At 52.0% G+C, this 1076-nt stretch carries 1 protein-coding gene; it reads left to right on the forward strand.

Features of this window, described 5'->3' with window-relative positions:
* Positions 1–1076: elongation factor Tu (tuf, locus tag ACMV5H_RS25545; protein WP_414822806.1), on the forward strand; the 1076-nt coding region annotated here is incomplete at both ends.

Here is a 1076-nt window from a genome sequence, read left to right on the forward strand (position 1 = left end):
AAAACTACCCTGACCGCTGCAATCACTACCGTTCTGGCTAAAACCTACGGTGGTTCTGCACGTGCTTTCGACCAGATCGATAACGCGCCAGAAGAAAAAGCTCGTGGTATCACCATCAACACTTCTCACGTTGAATATGACACCCCGACTCGTCACTACGCGCACGTTGACTGCCCAGGGCACGCCGACTACGTGAAAAACATGATCACCGGTGCTGCTCAGATGGACGGCGCTATCCTGGTTGTCGCTGCGACTGACGGCCCTATGCCTCAGACTCGTGAGCACATCCTGCTGGGTCGTCAGGTTGGCGTTCCTTACATCATCGTATTCATGAACAAATGTGACATGGTTGATGATGAAGAGCTGCTGGAACTGGTAGAAATGGAAGTTCGTGAACTTCTGTCTGCTTATGACTTCCCTGGTGATGACCTGCCGGTTGTTCGTGGTTCAGCGCTGAAAGCACTGGAAGGCGAAGCTGAGTGGGAAGCTAAAATCATCGAGCTGGCCGGTCACCTGGATTCTTACATCCCAGAACCAGAGCGTGCTATCGACCAGCCGTTCCTGCTGCCAATCGAAGACGTCTTCTCCATCTCCGGTCGTGGTACCGTAGTTACCGGTCGTGTTGAGCGCGGTATCGTTAAAGTTGGCGAAGAAGTTGAAATCGTTGGTATCAAAGACACCGTTAAGTCTACCTGTACCGGCGTTGAAATGTTCCGCAAACTGCTGGACGAAGGCCGTGCTGGTGAGAACGTTGGTGTTCTGCTGCGTGGTATCAAGCGTGAAGACATCGAACGTGGTCAGGTACTGGCTAAACCAGGTTCCATCAAGCCACACACTCAGTTCGATTCAGAAGTGTATATCCTGAGCAAAGAAGAAGGTGGTCGTCATACTCCATTCTTCAAAGGCTACCGTCCACAGTTCTACTTCCGTACAACTGACGTGACCGGTACCATCGAACTGCCAGAAGGCGTAGAGATGGTAATGCCAGGCGATAACGTGAACATGGTTGTTACCCTGATCCACCCAATCGCTATGGACCAAGGCTTGCGTTTCGCAATCCGTGAAGGCGGCCGTAC

This window comes from Serratia sp. N21D137, assembly GCF_047530005.1.
GTDB lineage: Bacteria > Pseudomonadota > Gammaproteobacteria > Enterobacterales > Enterobacteriaceae > Chania > Chania fonticola_B.